Origin of the sequence: Pseudomonas sp. NY15354 (assembly GCF_048068075.1) — a bacterium.
Taxonomy (GTDB): domain Bacteria; phylum Pseudomonadota; class Gammaproteobacteria; order Pseudomonadales; family Pseudomonadaceae; genus Aquipseudomonas; species Aquipseudomonas guariconensis_C.
In genome coordinates this window covers 175,037-194,325 of the sequence record NZ_JBLUPV010000010.1, presented here as the reverse complement: position 1 = coordinate 194,325, position 19,289 = coordinate 175,037, and the positions used below count along the sequence as shown (strand labels likewise).

The window sequence follows — 19,289 nt, the reverse complement described above, 5'->3', positions numbered from 1 at the left end:
GCAGGGTGGCGATGGTGGTGGTGTAGTGGGTGGCGATCGAGGCCAGGGTCTCGCCCATGGCGAAGGTGTGGAGGTGAGCCGGTGATCGCTGGGCCGGTTGGGTGTCGGGCACGGCGCTGGCCGAAGGGGTGGCCAATGCCAGGGTCAGTGGAAGAACGGCCTGGACGCCGATGTTGAGCCAGGCAACGGCCCGCGTCCCGAAGGGAGGCCCGCCGTACAAAGTGTGCTTTTTCAATGAAGTTACCAGTCCCTGATGGCCTGAAATGTAACTTCGCGATGGCGTTGTTTTTTCGCCCAGCCATTGCCCGCTCGCAAGCGATCAACAGTTTTTTGGCACACTCAATGGATAGTGAAAGAGGAAATAACCAACACCAAAGCGAAGCGGTTGAAAGCAACTTCCATCTTTTCGATAGATGTCACGAGGCCGCCAAACGCAATGGTTTGGAAGTGCAATGGGTGCAAGTTCTAACAGCGTAAGGAGGCTTTCAGGGGCCAGAATCTACAAAAAGAAAAAGTCAGGTTCTGTAGGGGCAATCCCATTCTTGACTTGAATAAGGGCGTTGGCGTGTGGCGCATTTTAAAGGGAAAAAAGGGCCGCAATAATGCGGCCCTTGGGTTTCATGTACGCGGTGGGTGAATGCAGGTCAACGTCAGTTATCGGTCAAGGGATCGTCCTGGGAGAGCAGCGCGTTGGCCAGCTCCTCGTCACTGGCCTGCAGGCCAGGGTTGTCCTTGCGGGCCTGCTCCAGCGCCGACTCCACATAGGCGCCGCGGATGACCCCTCCACTGGCCACGAACGCCGACAGCTCATCGCGGGCCGGGATGATCCGTTTGTCGTCCTTGAAGGTCGAGTACAGCGAGGCGGAGACCCCTGCCGATGTGGCGACATCGCCAGCATCCACACCAGCCAAGGCAGCCCCTGCCGGGAGCAGGAGCAAGAACGAAGGAACGAGCAGTAGATGGCGCATGGCAAGACCTCCAGGTGAAGCCCAAGGGATTTACTGCATGTTGTTAAGAGCGGTGACGGTACTGCGGAGTTCCATCGGCTGCTTGTCGGTCACCCCCCCAGTGCAGCTATTTGAGCGAGGAGGGGATGAGCGCGGTCGCTGGGCAAGGGGGAAAGGGGGGGCAACTTTCCGATAGGTCAACTGGTAGGCGCCCTACAGATCTGCGAGTTCAGGCCGCTGGACAGCAGGAATAGCATCCATGGAAACGCCCGGCAGTGCCGTCAGACGGCCTCGTTCGGGATGGATCGCTCGTATGCCAAGGGAGCCCTAGATGTCTGACCACAGTGATCACGAACCCAACCTACTCGACAAAATCCTCGAAACCGAACCCAGTATCAAAAGCACGTTAGGCGCCAGAGCCTTCGCCCAGGACACGCTGCTGGATCTGCAGGGTAAGCCTGCTGTCGCGTTGATGCAGCGCTTTCCAGGCCTGCATGTCAAACAGGCCCAGCGACTGAAGGACCGCCTGGACGTGGCATCGGCGGCAATGATGCGTGAGTTTCGCGAAAACCGCCTGAGCGCCGCGACCCGCAGAGCTGCCGATGAACTCAAGGGCCCATTGGCGCAGACCAATGGCCCGACCTTCGAGAACCAGTTCGCACCGTCCTGGGGCAACCACACCCATCCACAAGCCGTGGATGCCACCACTTCGCCGGCGGCCTACCTGATCGACATGCTGACCTTCGTGGAACAGCACCTGGAGCCGAAGGGGAACGAACTCAAAGCCGTGACACTGAAAACGCGGCGTCCGGATCTGTACGAGCTTTCGCTCGACGAAGACACCATGAATCGCACGGTGACCCAGGTCGAGGTGGTCAACCATGTGATGGAAAGCGCCATCGAGCGCCAGCGAACAGCGGCCGATGACATCACCGCCACCCAGGACAAACTCCTCCAGGTGCGCTACCCGCTCAAGCAGTTCCCCTATGAGCATTATTGGGAACAGATTCGTACGGTGCTGACCCATCACGAGCTGTCGGTGAGCGACGTGTCGCGGCTGTCCGACATCGAGGCGCCGTACTTCATTCAGCCCGGTGCCCATTCCCAGTGGTCGGACGTCGCCCTGCAACAGGACGCAGGCCTGGGCCCGGCCCTGCGCGCCATCCTGCTAGAGTCGCCGTACTTCGGCAGCGGCGGTGAGGTTCGCTTCAACCCCCAGACCCGTCGACTGCTGGCCGTGCCGCACACATCCGCCACCCGGCGGGCCGAACAGGTAGCGAGTAACAGCGTCAGCTTTTTCAAGGACAACTTCGGTGTCCCTGCCTACCCGACCCTGCAGAACGTGGTGAACTTCTGCCAGGCCCTGCACATGAGCCAGGATGAAATGGAGTCCCTGTTCGCCCTGGCCGCCTATGCGCCGGTTCGCTCCGACAATGTGGTCGTCGATGCATCCCGTGCCCCGGCATCGCCCGTGCAGTTCGGCGCACGTTTCATCAACAGCGGCAGTGACACCCCGGTGTCGGTGGTCAGCGATAGCAAAGAGCCTACGCTGCACCAGTTCCAGAACCTGACCGAGGCCCGTTGCGACCGGGTCAATCGCCTGGTGCGCCTGGCCACGGCGCTGAAGCTTTCATACGCCGAAACGGACCAGGTCGTCTGCGCGGCCATCGAGGCGGAGCGGCGTGCCGCTGTCAGCCAGACGACCGCCAGCGAGGCCCCGTTGTGGATGACCGCCAATACGATCCGGGCGTTGGGTGTGTTCCAGTTTCTGCGCGAGCATTTCTCGTGCAGCGCCGAGGACTTTTCCGCGCTGCTGTCGGACATGTCCATTTTTGCCAGTGGCGATACCCTCAGCCATTTTGATCGGGTGTTCAACGCCGACAACACCACGCCGCTGGTGCTCGATGACGAGCCGTTCAGCCTGGGCAGCGAGGATGTCGAGAGCAAGCGCACGGTCGATCAGCTGTGCCAGGGGCTTGGGATCAACATGGAGACCTTCCGCTACCTGTCGCGCCTGATCATGCAGGGGCAAAGCCAGCCGATGCTCAAACGCAGCTTGCCGACCGTCAGCGCGTTCTACCGCGTCACCTTGCTGGCCCGTCTGCTGTCGATCACCACCATCGAACTGCTGTCGCTGCTCGAAGTCCTGAGCCCCGAAGGCCAATACGCCCTGCAGCTGGCCGGTACGCCGCAGAACGCGATGTACAAGAGCTACAGTCAGACCGACACCCTCAGCGTCATCCATGCCCTGAGCCGATGCGTGGCCTGGTGCCAAGCGCAGCAACTGCCGATCGCCTGGCTGGTGCAACAGCTGCTGCCGATCGAGACCGCCGATGTGGTCCCCGAGGAGTACCGCACGCTGCTCAGCGAGCTCAAGAGCCATCTGATGCCGTTCCAGGACTTCGACCGCCTGCTCGCCGACGCTGGCGTGATGCCTTTGAGGACCCAGGGCTGGAAGCAAAACCTCACGCAGATCGTCGATGCTCAGGGGCTGATCACCGACACCGGCCATTCCGAGGAAGATTTCGACGCTGTTCAGTACGAGCATTTCGCCGCACGGGAAATCGAAGTGGTGATCGAGCGACTGATGCGCGTGCCGGAGTCCGAAGCGGGCGAAGGCGAGACGCACAGCGAGGAAAGCGAGCTGCCGCTGCTCACTGCCGACGAGGCCGAACGCCTGAAGACCCTGGTTCTTGGCGTGGTGCTGCGGATTCGCTCGCAGCAGTGGGGCGTGGTCCAGGAGCGCCTGTCGCACTTCCTGTCGCTCAAGGCCGACAGCGTGATCCCGGTGGTGTACTGGGCCGAAGGCAAAGCCCATACGCTGCTGCAGAGCGCGACGAACTTCGACCCGGACCAACTTCAGTCCGAAACCCTCAAAGCGCTGATGCCGTTGATGCAGCGCATGCAGCGCTGCGCCCGGATCGTCAATCAGTTCGCCCTGAGCCCGGCCCTGTTCTCCAGCCTGCTGGTGCGCGCCCAGCGCTCGCGCTGGAGCATCAAGAGCACCGAACTGACATTGCATACCTTGTACTTACTGGAGCGCTACACGCGTTGCCTGCGCCAGGCCAAGCAGTCCGAAGAGCAACTGCTGGGCTATTTCGACCTGATCGAGTCGCTGGGTGAAATGAGCGACAACGAGCGCCGTCTGATCAAGGACGCCGCGGCCGAGAAGATCGCCGCCTGGCTGGGCTGGGGCATTCGTGAGGTGCTCGATGTGGCGGCCCAGGTGACCCCTGACGGCATCATTCGCAATTTGGCGCAGCTGTGCGCCTTGGTCGACACCCGCCAGCTGTGCGAAAAAACCGGCCTGAGCGCCGGCTCGCTGATGAAGCTCAGCCGCCTCAGCGCCCATGACGACACCCAGGCCTATCGCAGCGCCGCGCATGAAATGCTGAGCAGCCTGCGCCAAGCGTCTGAACAGCGGCGCGACGAGACAGAGTTGCGCCAGAGTCTGTCTACACGTTGTCTGGTCAGCAAGTCGCTGCTGGTCGCCAGGGACGCTAAAGAAAAAACCACCGTGAGCCTGACGCTGCTGGACATGAACAACCAGCCGGTTTCCGATATCCGGGTCAGATGGTCCACCGACTTGGGCGTCTTGCAGGACCACTTCAGCTTCACCGACGAGAACGGTGTCGCGACCGTTGACCTGGGGTCGGGGCGACAGACCGGGATCGCCCATGTCCAGGCTGCCTACCTGCTCGACAGCAAGGCTTTCGCGCCGCCAGTGGTCATCGACTGCGACGAGGCGTCGCTGGAGCTTGAACCTGTCACACCACATCATGCATCGGCGCTGGCGGGCAACAAGGGCCGCTGTACCTTCCTCACGACGTTGGTTGATAAGCACAAGAACAAAGGTGTCGATCGCCTGTTGCACTGGACCACGAGTATTGGCGAGTTCATCGACTCTTCGGGCGAAACGCTGACCGACAGCGAAGGCGTCAGCACGATCGCCTTGCGCAGCAAGGAGGCGGGCGCGGGCGACGTCTACGTCTGGTATGAGGGCCGGCCCGAAGACAAGCACCATCTGCGCGTCACCTTCGAAGATCGGCCTTATGTGGGCGCACTGAACCTCACCTCCTGGACGGTCGTCGGTGATGACATCAAGGTCGTCGCGACGATTCTTGGCCTGAATGACGAGGCGTTCCCCGGTCAGCCATTGAAATGGTCCTGCACCGGTGCCGAGGTGATCGATTCCCAAGAACAGAGCGATGAGCAGGGCCAGGCGTACGCCGTGTTGCGGGCCGGTGCCGCAGGCGAAGTCAGCGTTACTGTCACTCTTAGCAAGCAGGATGAACCTTCACAGGACTATGACGCCAGGACGCTGGACTTCGAGGTGCTGAGCAATGTCCTGAAAAGCACCATCTGGGCCAGCGGGAAATGGCCTCTGGCCGATGGCATCAGCGCTGCCGAATACGAGGTCCAGATCGTCAGCGAGAATGACAAGCCGGTCGAGCGCTATCCGGTTACCTGGAGCGTGAAGGAAGGCGGTGTAGAGACGGTCACCAAGCTTACAGGCCCCGATGGCATCGCCCGCTATCACCTCAAGAGCAATGTAGTAGGCGAGCGGAGCGTGGTCGCGGACTGGGGTGGCGCCAAGCCTGCAGAGTTCGCCCCGGTGAACTTCCTGCCGAGCGAGGGCATGCAGATCCTGTTCGACGGCAAGCCTCTCGAGGGGCCGGTCGTCATTGCCCAGTCCGCAACGGCCGAGCCTGAGTCGCACACGCTGTCCGTGCAGGTGACAGAAGGCCATCCGCTGCTCAAGACCAAGATGCGCTTGCTGTATGCCGGGCGCTATTCGGCGCCTTCACTGGGCCTGGATGTAGATCCGAAACTTGGCAATGACGTCGAGTTCAGCGCAGGGGTGGTGAGCTGGACCATCACGAAGGTAGCGGCGGGCCTGGGCCAGCAGGCTGCCCTGCAGCTTGGCGTGTCCTACGAGCAAACCATGGCGCCGATCTGGATCGACGTCATCGTCAAGCCTTCCACCGACTGACGGGCTCGGCATAGCCACATCCCTGCTCCCAAGGGGCAGCCCCCAATTTTACTTGGCGCCATAGCAGGCAGGGCAGTTGGCCCTGCCTGGCGGGCGGTGATTTGCCGCCCGACGCCTTCGACCCTACGAACCGAGGTCTTCATGAGTAACGCATTGACTCATAAACTGGCAGAACAATGGCGCGACGCGCTCAGTGCCTATGTCATCCACCACGTGTTGCCTGACCAATCCCAGGCCGCTTCGATCAACATGATGACGGCCGACCATCTGGACCGGTACTTCCTGCTGGACACGCAGGTCACCTCTGCGGTGACCACCTCCTACCTGGCGCAAGCGCTGGCCACGACACAGACGTACATCAACGCCATCATCAGCAACCTCGAGCCCGGCTATGACCAGGACTTGGACCCCGCGGTGATCACCTTCTGGCAGCAGGCCATGGCCAATTATTCGCTATGGGCCGCCTACCAGATGCTGGAGGACTATCCGGAGAACTACATTCGCGCCGAGATGCGCCTGGACAAGACCGAGCTGTTCAAGACCCTGGAAAACGACCTGGGCCAAGGCAAGATCAACGATGCGAACGTGCAGAAGGCGTTGCTGACCTACCTCAAGCACTATGAGCACCAGAACAGCATTCGCGTGCAGTCCGGCTACATCGACTACAGGGGCGATCACGCGGATGGCGATCAGTTCGATGGCTATACCTTTGCCAACTCGGACTACTACCTGCTGGGCAAGGATGCGGCGACGCCTGCGGCCTACTACTGGCGAAAAGTGGCCGTGCGCCTGGACCAGACCTCGACGGCCATTCAACCGGACGCGTGGACGCAATGGCAGGCGATCGCCATGCCGGCCGGCAGCACGGTGATCCTGGCTCGCCTGGTGCTGTTCTGCGGGCGGCTGCACTTGGTCTGGCTGCACCATGGTGAGCCGGTGTCGGAACCGCCTGTGCAAGAGGAGGATGGAGAAGAGAAAGAACTCGAACGCTATACCCTCAAGCTGGACATCATGCACCTGGGACTGGACAACCAGTGGTCGCCCCCCGAAACGCTGTGGACCATGGCGACCGACCCGATCGAAAAAGGCCAGCCGCTGGACACGACCGAATATCGCCTGCTCGCGTTGGCCGTCGCCCGTGCCCATGGCAGTGACGATGAGTTGTGTGTCGCGTTACGCGGGAGCTCGAATACAGATCTGTTCTCGGTTCAACGTGACGTGCTCAAACGGAAGGCTCCCGCGCACCTGGCCTTTGGCGTCGATTCCCTGAACCGCCTGTTCACGCATTTCGCAGACAAGGACGACAACCTCGCCTTCCAGCGCCGCGTGACCAACAGCACGTGGGCGATTAGAAGCGTGACACGAGCAGCAGGCTATGATCCCTACCTAAGCCTCGAAGCGTTGTTGGAGGAGCAAGGCAGCGGCGAGCTCCAGCTGCATCTGCGTGGCCGCTCCTGGCAAGTGAAGACCACCCCCAAACCGATGGCGGTATACGTTTCGCGCATTTTGAACGTGGTAGATGGCGTCTGGATGCGCGCTCAAGTGCGGACCACCCCCAAAGGCAAGGTCGAGTTCCGTTGCATGATGAACAAGGCGCCTCAGTTCCAAGTCGTGAAGCTGATCCACCCTGTGGCAGAGGCAGGTGTCGACCTGCTCGGAACCGACTTCAAGATGAACATCTTCGGTTGGTACGAGGCCTTCACGGAGGTGAACGCCGATGAGCTGCCTGCCGCACTGGCCGCGTATGACGCGCAAGGGGTACGTGAAGGTGCAGGTTTCAGCGTGCAGGTCGGCACCGCTGGGGCGCAAATCCTGGAAAACGCCAGTAACTTCATCACCGTTCACGCCCTGACTGCAATGGGCGAAGCAATGAAGCTCATGGTTGGCAAGTCTGATGCCTGGGCCGGCACCTTCCTGCTCAACGGCAATGCGGCCACGCCCTGGTTGACCCAGGGGTGGGAGCCGGAGGAAAACAAGCCGGAGCCTGAGATCACGGTCACCCTGGGGCTGGCTAACAACACCTCCACGACCACGTTCACGCTGAAGATGGGCCTGGTGGCCAACATCAGCAATGCCACCATGCCCTACATTGCGCGCCAGGCCAGCGGCACCGACTTTCTGGTGTTCGAGAACATCGGCCCTGGGGCTAGCGGGTCGCGAGAGCCTCTGGTCGCACGCCTGAACTCCCAACACGTACCGGACCTGATCAATCGCGCCCAGGCCTCGCCTCAGGCCGTGTTCGATTGGGACGCCCAGCACCTGCGTGAACCGGCCTTCGTCAAAGGGGCGAGCAGCAAGCGCTATGGCGGTCGGCTGCGCACCCAGGACGATGCGCCGATGAATGCCTATGACGCCAACGGCCTGTACCTGCGCGAGCTGTTCTTCCACGTCCCCCATCTGGTGGCCTCGCGTCTGCAGGAGGAGGAGCGCTACGAGGACGCCCGGCGGTGGCTGGGGTTGATCTTCGACCCGCAACGCAAGCAGCCGTCGACGGAAAACCCAGGCCGTGAGTACTGGAACTGTGCCTGGATCATGGATGATAGGACGTCGGCTTCCGGCCTCGAGCACCAACTCCTTGACCCGCACACCATCGCATTGCACGCGCCTTCGCACTATCGCAAGGCGATATTCCACCAATACGTGCACCTGCTGATCGGCGAGGCCGACCTGAATTATCGTCAGCCGACCCGAGACAGTCTGGCCAACGCCTGGCTGATGTACCGGCGTGCAGCCGACCTGATGGGCGAGGCACCGAACGCTCGCACGATCAACACCTGGCAACCCAAGACCGTGGCGCAACTGCTCGGCTCATCGCGCGGCGAGCAGTTGCTGGCCTGCCAGGCACAAGTGCGAGCTCCGGCGGATCTGCCCAAGCGCCTGGCCACGTTCGTCTGGACCGGTGTGGCGGCGCATGAGGCCTTCCGTCTGCCCGTCAACCAGCACCTGATCGATACCTGGCAGTTGCTGGAGCAGCGGTTCTACAACCTGCGCCATTACCTGACCATCGATGGTCAACCGCTGCTGCTGCCACTCTATGCGCCCGCGGCCAACCCCTTCGACCTGCTGATGGCGCGCATGGGCGGCAATGCCAGCCTGTCGCACCTGATGGGGTACCGCACCGTGGTGCCGCCGTATCGTTTCCGTACCATCGTCGGCAAGGCCCACGAAGTGGTCTCGGCGCTGATCCAGTTCGGCGAGCAACTGCGTGGCTTGATGGAGCAGGAAGAGCGCACTGAACTGGAGGCCTTGCAGTTCCAGCAGGCGGCGGAAATCGCCAGCTACACCATTGGCATTCAGGAGCAGCTCTACCAACAACAGCAAAAGAGCCAGGATGTGCTGCACGCGCAACGGGCCGCCACCGAGCTGCGCCAGGCTCATTACACGAAGCTGTACGAAGATCACATTTCGGGGGGCGAATATGCGGCGATGAGCCTGCATGGCATCGGTCGCGCCCTGACGCATGTGGGCACTGGCGTGACTGGGTTAGCCCATTTGGCCGAAATGGCGCCTAACACCTTCGGATTGGCAAACGGTGGGATGCGCTACAAGGCCCCGATGACGGCGATCGGGCAGGGGATGCAGGCTGTAGGCGGTCAAATGACGACGGCGGCCGAACTGCTGCGTGAAACCGAAGGCTACCGCCGCCGTCGGCAAGAGTGGCAACTGCAAGCCAAGCTGGCGGGCAAGGAGCTTCAGGTCCTGGACAAGCAACTGGGCGCACAGAAGCACGCCACTTTGGCCGCAGAGCAGGCGCTCACCCATAGCCGCAAAGCACTGGCCCAGACCCAGCAGCTGTATGCCTACTACCAAAACAAGTCCACTAGCGTGGCGCTGTACCGCTGGCTGCGCTCTCAGGTCGCGACCCTCCAAGCGACCCTGTTCGACGTGGCGGTCAGTCTGTGCAACAGCGCCGAGGCGTGCTGGCAGTTCGAGACCGGTCAGTTCGACAAGCGCATCATCCGGGCGCCGATCTGGCAGGCGGACCGCTATGGCCTGAACGCCGGCAACGAGCTGCGGCTGGACCTGCACCGCCTGGAGTCCGAAGCGCTGCTGCGCAACGAGCGGCACCTGGAGGTGCACAAGACCCTCTCCCTGCAAGCGCTGATCGACAAGGGACTGGTGTGCGCCAAGGACGGAAAGCCAGTCGATACGGGGACGCGGCTCAGCGACCTGCTCAGCGAGCATGGCGAGCTGGACTTCACGTTGTCCGAATCGCTGTTCAACGAGGACTACCCGGGCCATTACCTGCGCCGCCTGCACAGCGTGGCGCTGTCGATGCCTGCCTTGCTCGGGCCTTACCAGAATATCCGCGCGACGCTGACCCAGAAGCAGAGCCGCTTGCTGGTCAAACCTGACATCGAGGGCGTGAAGTTCCTGACGCCCAAGGCGACCCGCGCCGAGGAACAGGGCGACGGCAGCAACGTGATAATGAGCTTGCGCGCGCGGCAGCAGGTGTGCCTGTCGTCCGCCAACCAGGACGTCGGGCTGGTCAGCAATCCTGAGGCCGACGACCGCTACCGGCCGTTCGAGGGCACGGGGGCGGTGTCGGACTGGCACTTGCAGTTCCCCCGGCATACCCACCAGGCCGACGCCTTGGCGAGCCTGAGCGACATCATTCTGGAGGTCCGCTACTTCGCCTTGCACGGTGGGCCGCTGTTCGAAGAGGCGGTGGAAAAACTGCTCGAAGACGCCGCAGCCTGACCACCAGCGCAGAGCACGTGGAGACGGAGTTTCCTAAAAGTGCGATTGCCAAGATAAGTACACCCTAAGTCAGAAGCCGTCGCGCAGATTGAACTGTGCGGCGGTTTTTTATTGTCGTCGATAACGACACAGAAGCTGTAGCAATTGAATAAAAGCCCAGTAGAACGCTTTCGCCAATACTTCAACTATCGTGGACGCCAGAAATTAATACAGTTGAAATCAGAAAATACTTAAGCGTTGAGCGGCGTGGCGCCTCACCGATCTGAGAGTTATTTGACTTGCCTCTTTGGTGAATTATTCGATGGCGTGAATCGTATGTTGAGCGCGGCGCATTTATCGCTTGAACGGTGCGTGTCACTCAACTGATCTACGCCTTTTAAAATTGAAGAGGCTATATGCTGTGAATGTTATCAACGCGCAACATACCGGTTTTAACCCAGAGACCCGTGGTCATAACCTTGTCCAAGATCCATCGTTTCCAGCGGGCTCGATCAGTGCAAACCCCGATGCCGAAACATCCTGGAAAATTAGCAAGCCCGAGGGATTCTCCCATTTCCAAGGGCCCTACGTGGGGATTCGGGGCGACCGGAAGCTTTGGCAAATCATCGAGCTGCCGGTCGTGCCGGATGCCAAAGAGCGCCCCGACTACTGGCTGAGTTGTGAGTATGACGCTACCTATTACACGGAGTGTTGGCTGCGGGTGTATGACGCAGATGACAATGAAGCGCCATTCTTCAACTACAGCCTGCGCGGTAAGCCTCCCGCGCCTGAGTACCTGCCGGTAGAGCCCACTGCGAACTGGCTTAGCATGAGCGAAACGCGGATCGCTATACCGGAGGGTGTGCGGCGGCTGCGTGTGGAGTTCGAAACCCCGAGGACCGAGTCGTTCTATCTATACCTGAGAAACGTGACCACTCACCTGCGCCTTCCGGCATTCGATGAAGCCAGCGATGTCCAGTTGCTGGTCGAGCGTCCGGGCGAGGCGCCGATCATTCAGTCCATGCGGCCATTTCGGCTGTGTCACGGTGCGACCCATCAACTGATAGTGAAGGCACTGACCGGCAATGCCTGGGAAGGGCAAAAGACCAGCCTGCTCTGGATAGACGAGGGCGCCGCGCCGCCATTCCAGTACGGTCTGACGGCCGACCCTGACTTCAACTACATGGACGCGGACGATGAGAGATACTACCTGCCGCTGTCGAGCGAAGATGGGGCGAGCTGGACACTGACCGCCGACGCCAAATTGCCCGAGAACCTGCCTGCCGATATCGCCCTGGGGCTGGGCAGCTACTGGCAGGCGCAGAAACACTCGATCGCGGCGCAGATGGGGGATTTCCACCACGTCATCGAGGCAATCGATTGGGACGGCGTGGTGCCGGTCGTGGGTGCATATGCCACCACCCTGACGGCCCTCGTGAAGAACCCCTTCGCCCCGGATCGGCCTGTGGTGAACAAAGAAGTCATCTGGTCCTACAACGGGAAAAACTACCCGATCAAGACGGACGAAAAAGGCCACGCCAAGCTGACATACACCCCTGCGCTGGGTGATGCAGGGGAGGCGAATCAGGTCGTTTTCACCGCATCCTGCAAGGACGCTCTGCAGCATGCCAGCAGTGTTGAACATACCTGTCCGGTCTTTGACGAGTCCCCTTGGCTCGATCAGGTGGAAGTGGTGCTGGACGGCAAACCGATCACTGATCTGAAGGCGATGGCCCTGCGCCTGACCCGGGGCGTCAGCTACACGCTGGTAATCAAGCCAAAAAGCGCGGACAGCTATTTCGTCGGCAAAGACATTGCCCTGAGCTGGCCGGAGGGTAAGCCGCTTTTGGGCATCACCCTTGAGCCGAACGTCGGTGTCCCGCAGACCATGGACATGGCCGGGATCAGTTGGACGATCACAGGCGGTGCCGACACCAGTGGGTCGTTCACGTTGCACGCTGAAGAAGCTGCCGATGCCGGCCTGAAAGTGCCGCTCTCGCTACTGGGAGCCCAGTTGTCGGCGAACCTTGCCGATGAGGCCGAGCTGAAGGTCGCGGTTGCGGGCACCGATGGTCAGTACATCTTCCGGCGTGCCACCGACCGTGCCGTCAGCCTGATGCCTCTCGATGGCAGCCCTTTGGCCGATGCCAAGTTGCAGGGCTGGATGACGTTCATCAAACGCGATCTGACCCAGGACAAGGTCGTGGCCAATCCGACTTACGACGCCAAGGTCGATATCGGTGCCAACACCACCTGGACCCTCAAGGGCGCGGCGGTCAGTGGTCTGTTCGGGGTACAAGTCCATGTGGAAGGCTTCAAGCCGCTGGCGCTGGACAACGCCATGCTGTTGTCGCTGGATCTGAACGATGAGGCTGAGCTGAAAATAGGCGGTGCGGCCGTACCCAGCCCAACGATTTTCCGTCGGGCAACAGCCCAGACCGTCAGTTTCGTGGCCCGCTCAGGCAGTCCGCTGAAGGCGGCAGGGCTCGAGTACTGGCTGGCATTCGATACCAGCGGCACCTTGGCCAAGTCGGATGTGGAGGCCAAACCTGACTATAACCAGCCCTTCACCAACATGAGCAGTCCTGCCTGGAAGCTCACTGGTGGGGCGGTCAGCGGGACCTTCGGTGTGCAACTGCATATGGCCGGTTTCACCACGCCGCTGAAACTGAGCAATGCCTTGCTGTTGTCGCTGGACGTACGCGATGAAATCGATTTGACCGTGGACGGCGCTGTACCGACGGACTCGATGATCTTCCGTCGCGGTACGCCGCGGGATATCAGTTTCCAGCTCAAGAAAAACAGCCCCGTGGCCCAATCGAAACTGAAGTACCAGCTCGTCTTTGACGGCTCTGGCTCCTTGGCCGCCGAGCAGGTGCCATCAACCCCCAAGTATGGCGATAAATACAGTGGCTACACCAATCCGCGGTGGAGTGTTAAAGGGCAAGACGTCAGCGGCACCTTCGGCCTGCAACTGCAGATAGAAGGTTTCACAACGCCTTACAAGACAGGCCTCTGGTTGCTGCTGTCGGACAAGGTGGCGGATGAATACGACCTGACGGCCAAAGATGCAGTCGTGGGCGGGGTGCCACATTTCTGGCGTGGCAAGGCCCAGACGGTCGTGCTCAAACCCAAAGCCGCCAGCCCCTTGAGCAAAGGGCCGACGTTCAAAGGCCAACTCAAGTTCGTCGTGGGCAAAGGCGTCCCTCAGGATAAGATGCAGGCTCAGCCGGGCTATGAACAACCCGTGGAGATCCCCGTGGCCGGCCATACCTGGACGCTTACCGGCAAGGATGTCAGCGGCACCTTTGGCCTGCAGGTGAGTGTCGAAGGGTTCAAGACCCCGGCGCAGCTGGCTACCAATGTGCTGATGTCCACGAAGCTGGCGGACGAAGCGCAGGTGACGCTCGATGGCAGCGACAAGATCTCGCCCGCGATCTTCCGTCGAAACACCGCTGGCAAAGTTTTGCTCAAGCCAAGGTCGGGCAGCCCGCTGGGCACGACGGTGACCCCTCAAGCCTGGATGGCCTTCATCACGACTGGCGCCACCCTGACCGCCGCGCAAGTGCCTGCTGCGCCGAAATACACCGAGCAGCGATCGATGGTGGTGGCTGGCCTGGAGTGGCAGCTGACGGGGGCGAACGTCAGCGGACTGTTTGGGGTTGGCCTGCATGTGACTGGCTTTGACCCGATCACGCTTGGCAACTGCGGGTTGTTGTCGTCCTCGATGACAGACGAAATGGGCCTTCGTGCCAGTTGGCGCAACGATCTGCCCCCAGGGCTGATGTCGCCTGAGCATACGACGGTTGTCTATGCGCCGAGCAGTCCGCTGGTCAAGCTGGGGGCACAACTGCAGTTGGACTTTTTACCTGACGGCGCGAGCTGCATCCTGAAGGAAAGGCCGCCAAGGGGCGAGTGGGTGAAGGTGACGGATGCTGGACGAGTGAAGTGGCTGCTGACCGGCTCGGTCATGGAAACGGGCTGGGTCCAGGGCCGGATCACGAGCACGGTGTTCCCGGGCAATGTCTGGAAGTTGCCCCCTTTCTACGTGGGCTGGAATCCTGAAGAGGCTGGTCCTCCTCCGGAGGACGAGGCGCTGGCACAGCAGGGCGTCAACGACGTGTCCGCTGTAAGCGTGCGTCTGTAGAAGTAATCACATTCAGCGTCTGAAGCCGCCGCGCAGGTCGAACTGCGCGGCGGTTTTTTTCGTCTTCGAAAACCGCGCGGTGTGATTCAAGTAAGAGTGGTTCGGCGGCCACAGGGACGCCTATGTTCGAGAGCCACCCAGAACCTGGGGCGGGTTTATCGAGGCGCCGAACCGCCGCGAAGCAGGCTCCGCGGTGGATGGCACCGACTTGGGGTGGAATTAGGGTCTGTATGAAAAGTCTTGAGACGAAGGTCAGGCAAGGCATGCAGGAAGGCAAAGCAAAGCACCCACCGCCTCGGCGTGCCGGAAGGCAGCTGAGGCGGTGGGCGCGGGTTTGGTTATGAAGCAATTGGCTTGAAGGTCAATACAGCTTCAACGGTCATGCCATGTTGATTTGAGGTCGGGTTGGGTCAAGGCATTTCTGGGACTGGGAATGGAAGAGGGCCGATGAGAATATGCTCGGCGACTCGGTTGGGCGAGCCTTCCTTCGTCTTGAGATACACCGTTTCATCAGGTGCAACTGGGCCGCTGCCGTTGTATATCTGCGCGGCGGTGAACGCAGCAGGTACTAGTGCTTCGGGTATTTTGAGCAATAGGCTGCGGTCTTCTATGATCGCATCTATGGGGGTGCCAATTCCGTTATACCTAAAGGCGGTAATAATTTTCCCAGTGACTGCTATATGGGTTGCATCGCTGTTGGGTGCGTATGAGATTGAAATTTCTTTGACGAAGATGTCTCCCTGTTTCATGAGTGGATGGTAGGGGATTATTTTTGATTCCTTTGTGTCGCCGGTGTTTGGTGTAGAGTTGTTCACGATAGGTTTCCAAATAGTGATGGGTCCAGTCTGCTGTGTAAGCAATCCGGAGTTGTCATTATTCTAACTATCGATAACTTGGGTAACTGGCAAGATAGATAGGCGTTGTGCGCTATAACTTAAAGCGTATCGTTGATGCGGTTAACGCTGGAGTAGAGGGGCACATGCCCGCCGAGCTCAGAGTATCGCCGATGTAAGTACGGAGCGAATAAACAAGACAAAGCACAGCGCCCGCCATCTCGGCATGCAATGAAAGCAGCCTGATCGGTGGGCGCTGTGTTTTTATATGGTTATCGATTCGATGGCTAGAATCGTGGGAACGGCATGGCTTCCAACTGTCATTGGCGTTAGACAGGACCTATGAAAATGTGTGTGGCGATTTCCGTGCCGGCAGGCTTATTGGTGTGGATAACAACTTTTTCGTTTGGGGGGATAGGGTTGCCATTGCATATTTGGGCTGCATTGTATGCGGCTGGCACGAGTGCTTTGGGAACTTTTACCATAAGGTATTTTATCGTGCTGGTTGATATGGCGATGTAGGTTTCATCGTCCGTGGGTGTATATGAAATAGATATTGCAGTGGGTGTGTGAGTTTCTGAGGGAATAATGCCTTCGTTGGTTTTTGTGTTGTTGGTCATAATCGCGTTTCCAAAGATTGATTTTCTGTATGCCCAGGTTTTGCAAAAAAAAAGGCGAGCTGGGTGCTGTAATTATTTTGTTTTCAAGGGGGTGTGGAAACTGCAACTTTTAATAGGTTTCTTGAAATACCGTAATGGATGGTAGCCTGCGTGCTACCGCAATGACGCCACCACTCTCACCGCGCCACCGCCTGATTAGGCTTGTAAAACAAGAAATGCGTAGTCTCGGCCGTCTTGCGATAGGCCTTGGCCCATTCCGGCCGCACCGTGCGGTCATGGAAATACAGCGCGCCGCCCGTGGGGTCCTTCGACTGTTGGTTGAGGGCCTTGCGGGCGATTTCCTTGGCCACGGCGTAGCGCTGCTCCTCCTCGACCTGATCAGGTCGTCCATCGCACCACCAGGAAAACTGGCACGCCTTGGTTTCCAGCCCCTGCTTGACCACCCCGCACACGGTGTTGGGGAAGCCTTCGTGCCCGAGGCGGTTGAGCACCACGCTGGCCACGGCGGTCATGTCCTGGGCGTTGGCACCTTTCGATTCCCAATAGATGGTTCGCGCAAGGCAGGTGATGCTGTCATCCAGCGGTGACTGGCCGGCGGGGTCGACCGCTTTGACTTCGCTGGGCGTGAGGGTTTCTTTCTTCTTGGGCGGTGGCGCGTCTTCGACCACTTTCTCTTCCAGCACTTGCGCCTTGTCCTCGGCCACGGCGGCCTTGGGGCTGTCGGCTGCGTGCAGCGGGCCTGCGAGCAGGGCCAGGGTCAGGCCGAACACCAGCGACAGGGTGCGCATGGTCGAATTTTCCGCGATGTGAGGTGAGTCACAGTCTAGCCAAGCGGATTCAACTCAGCGCCAGGCTCAGCACCAGTGGCAGGGTGACGGCGGCAGCGACGGTCTGCAGGGCGATGATCGTGGCCATCAGCGGTGCGTTGCCGCCCATCTGTCTGGCCATCACATAGGACGACGAGGCAGTCGGCAGAGCCTGGAACAGCACCGCCACCACTGCCGCTTGGCCGCCCAGGCCCAACAGCCGGCACAGGCCCCAGGTCGTCAGTGGCATCACCAGGAACTTGAACGCCGAGGCCGCCACCAAGGGCCGCACCTGCTGGCCCAGGCGAGCGCCGCCCAGCGCTGCGCCCACGCACAGCAAGCCCAGGGGCAGGGCGGCCTGGCCCAGGGCCTTGACCGTGGGTTCGAGCCCTGGCGGCAGGCCAAGCCCCGTCACCCGCAGCAACAGGCCCCCGGCACAGCCGACGATCAACGGGTTGGCGAAGATCGCCCGTAGCACCGTGAGCGCAGAGCTGTGCCGGGCGCTGAAACGGGCGAACACCAGCACACACAGCAGGTTCACCAACGGCACGATGGCGGCATTGGCCACCGCCGCCAGGGCGATGCCAGCGCTGCCGTAGAGCCCAGCGGCCAAGGTGGCGCCGATGTAGTTGTTAAAGCGCACACCGCCCTGGAACACCGAGGTGAAATCGGCGCCATCGTGGTTGACCGCGCCTTGGTAGAGCACCAGCAGCAATGCGCCGAGCAGCGTCGAGAGCATCAACACGCCGACCATGCCGAACACCGGCACGCCGTCGAGATCGGCCGTGGCCAGGCCATGGAGGAACAGTGACGGCAGTAGCACGTAGTAGCTCAGGCGCTCGGCACCCGGCCAGAAAGTCTCGGCCAGCAACCCCCGCACCCGCAGCACGGTGCCCAGGGCGATCAGCAGGATGATGGGGAGCAGGGTGGTCAAGAGGAGATCGAGCATCGCGGCGGTCCGTGGTCGGGTACCGGCACAGACTAGCCGCGGCAGTCAGCAGAAAAAATCGTTGTTTTCTGCAGTGACCCTTGAGGAAAAATGCATGGTCAGGGGCGCCTCGCCCAACGTCCCAGTGGTACACCGCGGTGGCCTCTTCGCGGGTGAACCCGCTCCCACAGGTTTTCCGCTGCTCTGACTGCCGCCGCTGAACCTGTAAGAGCGGCTTTAGCCGCGAAACAGACGGCGCGGTGTCTGGCACCGGATGCGCCGGTGTTCGCGGGTAAACCCACAGGTTTTCCGCTGCTCTGACTGCCGCCGCTGGACCTGTAGGAGCGGCTTTAGCCGCGAAGCAGACGGCGCGGTGCCATGCCACGCTATCCGGCTGTCTTTGCTTCCAACCCGTCGAGCAGGGCCTTCAGGCCTCCAAGGCGGTCTTGAGCACTGCACTCAGGTGCCGCCGCTGGCTCTTCTCATGCTCAAGCAACACCACTCGCCGCACCAACTGCGGCTCGCCAAACGGCAGGCGGATGGCCGGGGGCAGGCGTTCGAGGTCGTCGTCGGCCATGGGAATGATCGCCACCCCGAGCCCCATGGCTGCCATGCGTGCCAGGGCTTCCTGGCTGTCCAGCTCCATCTGTTCGCGCACCTGCAGGTGCTGGCGGCGTAGCTCCTGTTCGATCTGCCGCCCGGCCCAGGCGCGTTTGTCGAAGCGCAAAAAGGGCTGGCTGGCGAGCAGCGTGGGCAGGCTCTGCCCGGCCAGTTCGGGGCTGGCGATGGCCCAGAAGCGGTCTTCGAACAGCGGCGTGTAATGCAGGCTCTGGGGGTAGGGCGGCACCGGTTCGGTGGTGATCGCCGCATCCAGTTCGCCGTCTTCCACCCGCCGGGCCAGCTCCGCCGACATACCGGAAAACACGCTGATATGCAGTTGGGGGTGATGGGCCTTGATCCACACCAGGGCCTTGGGCAAGCGCCGGGCCAGCACCGTGTGGATCGCGCCGAGGCGCAGCCGCCCGCGCAGGCTCGGGCCACTGGCCAGGGTGTCGGCCAACTCGTCATAGGCGGCCAGGATGCTTTCGGCGCGGGCCACGGCCAGTTGCCCGGCCTCGGTCAGTACCACTTGACGCCGGCTGCGGTCGAACAGCGGGACTTGCAGCTCGTCTTCGAGGGTCTTGATGTGCAGGCTCACCGCCGAGGGCGTCAGGCTGAGCAGGTCGGCAGCGCGGGCGAAGGTGCCATGGCGGGCGATGGTCACCAGGGTGCGCAGGGCTTTGAGGGACACGCGGGCGGCTCCGAGCGAGAATGAGCGCACGTTACAAGCTCGCA

11 protein-coding genes are annotated in these 19,289 nt (G+C 61.0%); 4 read left to right on the top strand and 7 right to left on the bottom strand.

Annotation, left to right across the window (positions count from 1 at the left end):
- The coding region (locus tag ACNFCH_RS12890; RefSeq protein ID WP_416742923.1) for a hypothetical protein at positions 1–235 on the bottom strand (235 nt) is incomplete at its 3' end.
- Between ACNFCH_RS12890 and ACNFCH_RS12885 the strand changes: the two genes are divergently transcribed.
- Positions 235–477, top strand: coding sequence for a hypothetical protein (locus ACNFCH_RS12885; RefSeq protein WP_337158233.1), 243 nt, complete (start codon positions 235–237; stop codon positions 475–477). The two genes, ACNFCH_RS12890 and ACNFCH_RS12885, sit on opposite strands and share 1 nt — an antisense overlap.
- 173 nt (positions 478–650) lie before the next feature.
- On the opposite strand, the gene ACNFCH_RS12880 is transcribed toward ACNFCH_RS12885, so the two are convergent.
- A complete protein-coding gene (locus ACNFCH_RS12880; RefSeq protein WP_196171259.1) occupies positions 651–968 on the bottom strand; it encodes a DUF2388 domain-containing protein in 318 nt (105 codons plus the stop codon).
- Between the two features lie 310 nt (positions 969–1,278).
- Between ACNFCH_RS12880 and ACNFCH_RS12875 the strand changes: the two genes are divergently transcribed.
- From ACNFCH_RS12875 to ACNFCH_RS12865, 3 genes are all read left to right on the top strand, one after another.
- A complete protein-coding gene (locus ACNFCH_RS12875; protein ID WP_416742922.1) occupies positions 1,279–5,940 on the top strand; it encodes an Ig-like domain-containing protein in 4,662 nt (1,553 codons plus the stop codon).
- A 141-nt stretch (positions 5,941–6,081) separates the two neighbouring features.
- Positions 6,082–10,641 (top strand): neuraminidase-like domain-containing protein, encoded by a 4,560-nt coding sequence (locus ACNFCH_RS12870; RefSeq protein WP_337158235.1) that lies wholly within the window; start codon positions 6,082–6,084, stop codon positions 10,639–10,641.
- Positions 10,642–11,041: 400 nt separating this feature from the next.
- Positions 11,042–14,767 (top strand): hypothetical protein, encoded by a 3,726-nt coding sequence (locus tag ACNFCH_RS12865; RefSeq protein ID WP_416742921.1) that lies wholly within the window; start codon positions 11,042–11,044, stop codon positions 14,765–14,767.
- Between the two features lie 410 nt (positions 14,768–15,177).
- Here ACNFCH_RS12865 and ACNFCH_RS12860 read toward each other — a convergent pair whose 3' ends face one another.
- The 5 genes from ACNFCH_RS12860 to ACNFCH_RS12840 all read right to left on the bottom strand — a co-directional run bounded on the left by ACNFCH_RS12860 (position 15,178) and on the right by ACNFCH_RS12840 (position 19,245).
- Positions 15,178–15,582 carry a hypothetical protein gene (locus ACNFCH_RS12860; protein WP_337158237.1) on the bottom strand — a complete coding sequence of 135 codons (405 nt, stop codon included), beginning with the start codon at positions 15,580–15,582 and terminating at the stop codon, positions 15,178–15,180.
- 347 nt (positions 15,583–15,929) lie between these two features.
- Complete coding sequence (locus ACNFCH_RS12855; protein ID WP_416742920.1) at positions 15,930–16,220, bottom strand: hypothetical protein; 291 nt, start codon at positions 16,218–16,220, stop codon at positions 15,930–15,932.
- Between the two features lie 176 nt (positions 16,221–16,396).
- Complete coding sequence (locus ACNFCH_RS12850; RefSeq protein ID WP_416742919.1) at positions 16,397–17,008, bottom strand: cell wall hydrolase; 612 nt, start codon at positions 17,006–17,008, stop codon at positions 16,397–16,399.
- A 49-nt stretch (positions 17,009–17,057) separates the two neighbouring features.
- On the bottom strand, positions 17,058–17,975 hold the full coding sequence (locus tag ACNFCH_RS12845) for an AEC family transporter (protein WP_337158240.1): 918 nt from the start codon (positions 17,973–17,975) through the stop codon (positions 17,058–17,060).
- A gap of 406 nt (positions 17,976–18,381) precedes the next feature.
- On the bottom strand, positions 18,382–19,245 hold the full coding sequence (locus ACNFCH_RS12840; RefSeq protein WP_337158241.1) for a LysR family transcriptional regulator: 864 nt from the start codon (positions 19,243–19,245) through the stop codon (positions 18,382–18,384).
- Positions 19,246–19,289 lie beyond the last annotated feature (44 nt).